Origin of the sequence: Hassallia byssoidea VB512170 (assembly GCF_000817785.2) — a bacterium.
In the GTDB taxonomy this organism is placed as follows: domain Bacteria; phylum Cyanobacteriota; class Cyanobacteriia; order Cyanobacteriales; family Nostocaceae; genus Hassallia; species Hassallia carrinoi.
Map to the genome: position 1 here is coordinate 23136 of NZ_JTCM02000081.1, position 7495 is coordinate 30630.

The 7495-nt window shown below is 44.3% G+C and carries 5 protein-coding genes; 4 read left to right on the forward strand and 1 reads right to left on the reverse strand.

Features of this window, described 5'->3' with window-relative positions:
• Positions 1–50: 50 nt before the first annotated feature.
• Positions 51–1463, reverse strand: coding sequence for a GAF domain-containing sensor histidine kinase (locus PI95_RS25270; RefSeq protein WP_039753796.1), 1413 nt, complete (start codon positions 1461–1463; stop codon positions 51–53).
• A gap of 343 nt (positions 1464–1806) precedes the next feature.
• Here PI95_RS25270 and rpsB point away from each other — a divergent pair, with 343 nt between their 5' ends.
• The 4 genes from rpsB to recG form a co-directional block, all read left to right on the forward strand.
• On the forward strand, positions 1807–2604 hold the full coding sequence (gene rpsB / locus PI95_RS25275) for a 30S ribosomal protein S2 (protein ID WP_039753794.1): 798 nt from the start codon (positions 1807–1809) through the stop codon (positions 2602–2604).
• 140 nt (positions 2605–2744) lie between these two features.
• Complete coding sequence (gene tsf / locus PI95_RS25280; RefSeq protein ID WP_039753792.1) at positions 2745–3686, forward strand: translation elongation factor Ts; 942 nt, start codon at positions 2745–2747, stop codon at positions 3684–3686.
• Positions 3687–3969: 283 nt separating this feature from the next.
• The gene (locus PI95_RS25285) at positions 3970–5028 is read left to right on the forward strand and encodes a hypothetical protein (RefSeq protein ID WP_039753790.1); all 1059 of its coding nucleotides are present in this window, start codon (positions 3970–3972) and stop codon (positions 5026–5028) included.
• Positions 5029–5109: 81 nt separating this feature from the next.
• Positions 5110–7495: ATP-dependent DNA helicase RecG (gene recG / locus PI95_RS25290; RefSeq protein ID WP_163519182.1), on the forward strand; the 2386-nt coding region annotated here is incomplete at its 3' end.

The following is a 7495-nucleotide window of genomic DNA, read 5'->3' on the forward strand; positions in this document are numbered from 1 at the left end:
CCATCAACTATCAACCATCAACCATCAACTATCAACTATCAACTATCAACCTACTTAACAGGAATTTCAATCCAAAACTCAGTGCCATTATTTGGTTTTGTTTTGTATTTGAGTGTACCGCCATGCTTATCAACCACAATTTGATAGCTGATTGAAAGTCCTAAACCTGTACCCTTTCCGACTGGCTTACTAGTGAAAAACGGGTCAAATATTCGTGGTTGAATTTTTTCAGGAATACCCGCGCCATTATCAGCGATTTTTACCACAACATAATTAGGGCGAGAAATTTCAGTACGAATTCTAATCTTTGGTTTTGGATTTTGTGTTTTTACAACTGATTCTTCCACAGCATCTATAGCATTGCTCAAGATATTCATAAATACTTGATTCAGTTGTGATGCATAGCATTCTACTTGGGGAATATCACCATATTCTTTAATAATTGCAATATTAGGATGCTCTGCTGTTGCCGTGAGTCGATGCCGCAAAATTAACATGGTGTTCTCAATTCCTTCATGCAGATCGACAAGTTTCTTTTCTGATTCACCTAACCGAGAAAAGTTGCGTAAAGACAAAACAATTTCTTGGATACGCTCAGTACCGATTTCCATAGAAGATAAAATCTTCGGCAAATCTTCTACTAAAAAACTTACATCTATTGTTTTCGCTTGACATTGAATTTCATCATTCGGATTTGGATAGTGTTGTTGATAAAGAGTTAGCAGATTCAGTAAGTCTTTAACGTAAGTATTAACGTGGCTGAGATTACCATAAATAAAATTGACAGGATTATTAATTTCGTGAGCTATACCAGCAACTAAATGACCCAAGCTGGACATTTTTTCACTTTGAATCAGTTGGACTTGAGTTTGCCGCAACTTCTTTAAAATCTGGGTTAACCGCTGATTAGTACCGCGTAAATTTTGTTCTACTTGCACTTGCTTACTAATATTGTGCTTTAATTTGGCTATATTAATTTTTAGTTCCAGCTGGCTGATGACTTGACGACTAAGAGCCTGTAAAGCTGCAATCTTTTCTGGGTCGAGTTTTCGTGGTTCGCGGTCAATAGCGCAAAGCGTGCCGATCGCAAAACCATCAGGTGTAATCAGGGGTGCGCCGGCATAAAATCGAATATTGGGATCGGCTGTCACCAGCGGATTGGTAGCAAAACGCTCATCTTCTAGCGCATTTGGCACAATCAGCATTTTATCTGGCTGACATATAGCATGAGCGCAAAAAGCCAATTCTCTAGGAGTTTCTGTTACTTCTAAACCAACTTTTGATTTAAACCATTGCCGACGATCATCGACTAGACTAACTAAGGCTATACGAGTGCCGCAAATATACGCTGTCAAACTAGTCAAATCATCGAATCCTGATTCAGGATCGGTATCAAGAATTTGATATCGTTCTAGTGCCTTAAGCCTATCCTGCTCATTTGCAGGCAATGGTGGTTGTTTCATTTACCGCCTGGGTAGTATGTTATACATAAATCCAAATATATATGTTCTTACTTAAACACTGAGCTTACTTTCATCGCCTGGAAATAAAAAACAGCAGAAACACATGAGAAAGAGGGGGAAAGGGGAAAGGGGAAAGGGGAAAAGTTTTTTCTTCAACATTTACCCGCAAACCCATTCCCCTTTTACCCGACATTGGTAATTGGAGAGTTTTTCTTTGGAAAACGCCAATTTTTTGTGATATGCTAGAAGGGTTGTCTAATCTCGCACATCCGGGAGTTCGGGTGTTTCCAACTTGGGAAATACGCTCGGATGGAGGTTTAACCCGAATAGGAGTTAAAAATATATGCCAGTTGTTTCATTGGCTCAGATGATGGAGTCTGGGGTTCACTTTGGGCATCAGACCCGACGTTGGAACCCGAAAATGTCTCCTTACATTTACACTTCGCGTAACGGAGTACATATCATCGACTTGGTGCAAACAGCCCAGTTGATGGAAGATGCTTACAGCTATATGCGATCGCAAGCAGAACAAGGTAAGAAATTCCTTTTTGTCGGCACCAAGCGCCAAGCAGCCGGAATCATAGCTCAAGAAGCGGCTCGTTGTGGTTCGCATTACATCAACCAGCGCTGGTTAGGCGGAATGCTGACTAACTGGACGACAATCAAAACACGGGTAGACCGGCTCAAAGATTTGGAACGCCGCGAAGAAACCGGTGCCTTGGATTTATTGCCCAAAAAAGAAGCCTCAATGCTGCGTCGGGAAATGGCAAAGCTACAGAAATATTTGGGCGGCATTAAATCTATGCGGAAAGTGCCAGATATTGTGGTAATTGTCGATCAAAAGCGGGAGTATAACGCAGTTCAAGAATGCCAAAAACTCTCGATTCCGATTGTGTCCATGTTGGATACAAACTGCGACCCAGACGTAGTAGATGTTCCAATTCCAGCAAATGATGATGCCATCAGGTCTATCAAGCTGATAGTTGGTAAATTGGCAGATGCCATTTATGAAGGTCGTCACGGTCAGTTGGATGCAGAATACGAAGATGAAGATTACGACGGTGGCGAGTATGACGAAGACTACGACGAAAGCGAGTATACTGACTCGGTAATTCCCGACGAAGAGGAAGAAGAATCGTAGGGCGGGGTTTTCCCACCATATGATGGGCGGATTTTTCCCGCACATTGCGTAGGGGTTTTCTACCCCTGCGCCGAGTAAGATAGAAATACTGAACACCCGTGAGCGATTACAACTGTAAGTCTTGTAGGAATTGAGGCAACATGGCGGAAATATCTGCAAAAGTCGTCCAAGAATTACGCCAAAAAACCGGTGCAGGCATGATGGACTGCAAAAAGGCGTTGAAAGAAAACGATGGAGATATGGAAAAATCCATCGATTGGTTGCGACAAAAAGGCATCGCTTCGGCGGGTAAAAAAAGCGATCGCATCGCGGCAGAAGGTCTAGTAGACACTTATATTCAACCTGGTGGTCGGGTTGGTGTACTATTAGAAGTCAACTGCCAAACAGATTTTGTCGCCCGGAACGAGGCTTTTAAAAGTCTTGTTAAGAACTTAGCGCAGCAAGCAGCGACAGCCCAAAACGTTGAGTCTTTGCTGGCTCAACCTTACATCGAAGATAAAAGTGTAACAGTCGAAGAATTCATCAAGCAAGCGATCGCCAAACTAGGCGAAAATATGCAGGTGCGTCGCTTCGTCAAGTTTACTATTGAAGAAACACAAGGCATCGTAGACAGCTACATTCACACTGGCGGTCGCGTCGGCGTGTTGGTTGAACTGAACAGCAAAACTGATGCACCCTCCGGTCGAGAAGAGTTTCAAAGCTTGGCACGAAATATCGCCATGCAAGTTGCTGCTTGTCCCAACGTTGAATATGTCAACGTCAGCGAAGTCCCCCCAGAAGTTGCCCAAAAAGAAAAAGACATCGAAATGGGACGCGATGACTTGGGTAACAAGCCAGAAAACATCAAAGAAAAGATTGTTCAGGGACGAATTGAAAAACGCCTGAAAGAAATGGCTTTGATGGATCAGCCTTACATTCGCGACCAAAGTATTTCTGTCGAAGACTTGGTGAAGCAAGTAAAAGCGAAATTAGGCGAAGACATCGAAGTGCGTCGCTTTGTTCGCTATGTGCTGGGTGAAGGCATTGAAAAGCAAGAAAGCAACTTTGCTGAAGAAGTCGCCGCACAAATGGGGACTAAGTAAATTAGTCATTGGTCATTGGTCATTGGTCATTGGGCAATGGGCATTGGTCATTGGTCATTGAATCAGATGAAGGACAAATGATTCTTTTAGATACAGGTCTAGCGAATGATGCTGACCTGTATTTTATTAATAGTCGTCATAAACTGCGCTTTCCCAGTACAGATGAAAATCTCTTTTTAAGCGTCCAAGCGTCCCTAATCTAAAATCATAAGAGAAAGTTATCCTTAAATAAATACGTACATTTGTACCATAAAAAGTTTCAAATGGACAATAACCAAAAGCTATGGCGAGAGCGATCGAGCGAATTGAACGGGATATTATAGCAATGGAAGAGGCGATTGAAGCGATCGCATCAGAACTTTCTTCTGCTTATACAAATTATCTAACAATCTTGGGGCAAGCTGTACAACAGCAATTGATTCAGGCAAGTTATCACCTGTGTACCCAAGGACATCCCGACAACTTTTTAAAATTGTCATTGAATCAACGGCAACAATTACAACAAGCCATCCGCAAGTTAGGTCAACAAGCAGCTCAACAGTTACTCAGTTATATGGAAAGTGACGAGGAAGATGAGGCAGATGAGGATGAGGTAGATGAGGTAGATGAGGTAGATGAGGTAGATGAGGAGGATGAGGCAGATGAGGCAGATGAGGCAGATGAGGGAGTGTCCTCATTGTCGCCAACTCCATCTACTTTCCCAACCCCTTCAACTTTCCCAACTTCCCCAACCCCCGTACAGACGTTCGGTCCGAACGTCTCTACCCCCACTTCCCCAACTCCCGTACAGACGTTCGGTCCGAACGTCTCTACCCCAATTCCCCCAATTCCCTTACAGACGTTGCGTCGAAACGTTTCTATCCCAACTCCCCCAGCTTTCCCTGAAGACCCATGCAACCCAGTAGAAGTAGCAAAATGGCAACAGCAATTAGAAGGAGTGACGCAAGAAACGCTGAAAAAACTTTCCCGTGACGCAAATCTTTTATTACAAAAAGCGAGAATATTACCCAATAAATTACCAGAACCGATTTTAGAAGCGGCTGCGGCTGTATCAGAAGCATCTGCGGATGTAATTCCTGCACCGCCTAATCTATTAAACTTAGTAATTGAAATTGAAAATGAACAGAAGCCTGAAGAATCAAGTTTGACACAGATTATGGCTCTTAACCTGCGCCTTGCGGAAATTGAATTTGCTGACCTCACACTTTCGTCTGCACGCAAGCAGATTCGCAGTATCTTAGTTCAGCTAAACAAGCTAGGGCGCGAGTATCAAAAAAAGCACCGAGAATTATCAGTAGCCGAAGCTGAAGCCGCATGGCGGGCTAGTTGGTTTGAAGATTAGTCAAAAGTCAACAGTCAAAAGTAATGACTATTGACTCTTGACTCTTGACTATTGACTCTTAACTCTTGACTTTTGTAACCAATGACTAATGACACACCAGATTGGACACGATTGCAGAAAGCCTTGGCAATAGAAGCAGAACAAGGCTTTACTGACATGATGGGCAGACAATACCGCTTTAGTGAGTTTCTCACCCTAACTTTTGGGAAATTCCCCCCTGTCCTGCCAAGTACTGAACGCCGGCGCTGGCAAGAACTAGCGGCTCAATTTGCAAGCTATCCAAATCTGGTGTCAGAAGATAGACAACACTTAGTAGCAGAAACTCGCAGGTATCTTTACCAATTGCAAAAGGAGGAGACAGGGGGATGGGGGGGACAAGGGGGACAAGGGGGAGCAGGGGGAGCAGGGGGAGCAGGGGGAGCAGGGGGAGCAGGGGGAGAGGCGAATTCTATTCATTCCCCACTCCCTACTCGCTACTCCCCACTCCCCAATACATCTCCTATCGTTGCTGAGGTAAGTCGGTTACTTGCGCCGAAAATTGACCAAAAATTGCAGGAGTTACCAGAAATAGGAGTTAGAAAAGCAATAAATTTAGGGGAGCGTCTTGGTTTATACACTGTGCGCGACTTGTTGTATTACTTTCCCCGCGATCATATTGATTATGCGCGTCAGGTGAGTATCCGCGAGTTGCAGGGGGGGGAAACGGTGACGATAGTGGCAAAGGTAAAAAGTTGCAACTGTTATGTTAGTCCCCGCAACAAGAAATTAATGATTTTAAACATACAGTTGCAAGATAATACTGGCAAAATCAAAGTTAGCCGCTTTTTTGCGGGTACGCGCTTTACCAGTCGCGGTTGGCAGGAAACTTTAAAGCGTCGTTACGCAGAAGGTAGTATTGTCGCAGCGTGTGGGTTGGTGAAAAGCGGTAAAGACGGCTTGACGCTGGATAACCCAGAATTAGAAGTTTTGGCACAACCGGGAGATCCGATAGAGTCTTTGAATATTGGTCGAATAGTGCCAATTTATACGTTAACTGAGGGTGTGGCGGCGAATGTGGTCAGACAAGCGGTAATTGCTGCTTTACCATCTGCGGCACACATGAAAGACCCGTTGCCCAGTGGTTTGCGGCAAAAGTATAATTTGATGGAATTGAAAGATGCGATCGCTAACATTCATTTTCCAAAAGACAGCGACATTCTCAAAGTTGCCCGTCGTCGTCTCGTCTTCGATGAATTTTTCTATCTGCAACTAAGTTTACTGCAACGTCAGCATCAAGCACGAGCGATTCAAACCAGTGCCATTCTCGCTCCCAAAGGTGAGTTAATCGAACAATTCCACAAAATATTGCCTTTTAAACTCACCGGCGCTCAAACCAGAGTTGTTAACGACATCCTCAACGACTTACAAAAACCCGCACCGATGAATCGTCTGGTGCAAGGTGATGTCGGTTCTGGTAAAACTGTTGTTGCCGTAATTGCCATTATCGCTGCAATTCAGTCTGGCTATCAAGCTGCGCTGATGGCTCCCACCGAAGTTTTATCAGAACAGCATTATCGTAAGTTAGTTAGCTGGTTTAATCTGCTGCATTTACCAGTAGAATTACTGACAGGTTCCACAAAAGCGGCAAAACGGCGACAAATTCACGCCCAACTAGCAACGGGTGAATTACCTTTGTTAGTGGGAACACACGCTTTGATTCAAGACCCGGTAATTTTCCATAGACTCGGTTTGGTGGTAATAGATGAACAGCACCGCTTTGGAGTGCAGCAACGAGCGCGTTTGCAGCAAAAAGGCGAACAACCTCATGTATTAACGATGACAGCAACGCCGATACCGAGAACCTTAGCGCTGACGATACATGGGGATTTAGATGTGAGTCAGATTGATGAATTGCCACCGGGAAGGCAGAAGATACAGACAACAATGCTGACGAGTAAGGAACGTACTCAAGCTTATGATTTAATTCGCCGGGAAATCGCTCAGGGAAGGCAGATTTATGTAGTTTTGCCGCTGGTGGAAGAATCAGAAAAATTGGATTTGCGATCGGCTGTGGAGGAGCATCAAAAGCTACAAGAAAGCATTTTTCCAGAGTTTTCGGTGGGACTGTTGCACGGTCGGATGAGTTCGGCTGATAAAGACGAAGCAATTAGTAAATTTCGCGATCGCCAAACTCAAATTCTCGTTTCTACTACCGTCGTTGAAGTCGGTGTAGACATACCAAATGCTACAGTCATGCTCATTGAAAATGCGGAACGCTTCGGCTTATCTCAGTTGCATCAATTGCGGGGACGTGTCGGTCGGGGTGCAGCGCAATCCTACTGTTTGTTGATGAGCAATTCTCGAAGTCCCGATGCAGAAGCGCGGTTGAAAGTTTTGGAACAGTCCCAGGATGGCTTTTTCATCTCAGAAATGGATATGCGTTTTCGCGGTCCGGGTGAAGTGCTGGGAACTCGTCAATCGGGTGTGC

Excerpts from the sequence above, each read along its gene's own strand:
- PI95_RS25270 (WP_039753796.1), bottom strand. The coding sequence starts at position 1,463 with ATGAAACAACCACCATTGCCTGCAAATGAGCAGGATAGGCTTAAGGCA.
- tsf (WP_039753792.1), top strand. The coding sequence starts at position 2,745 with ATGGCGGAAATATCTGCAAAAGTCGTCCAAGAATTACGCCAAAAAACC.
- rpsB (WP_039753794.1), top strand. The coding sequence starts at position 1,807 with ATGCCAGTTGTTTCATTGGCTCAGATGATGGAGTCTGGGGTTCACTTT.
- PI95_RS25285 (WP_039753790.1), top strand. The coding sequence starts at position 3,970 with ATGGCGAGAGCGATCGAGCGAATTGAACGGGATATTATAGCAATGGAA.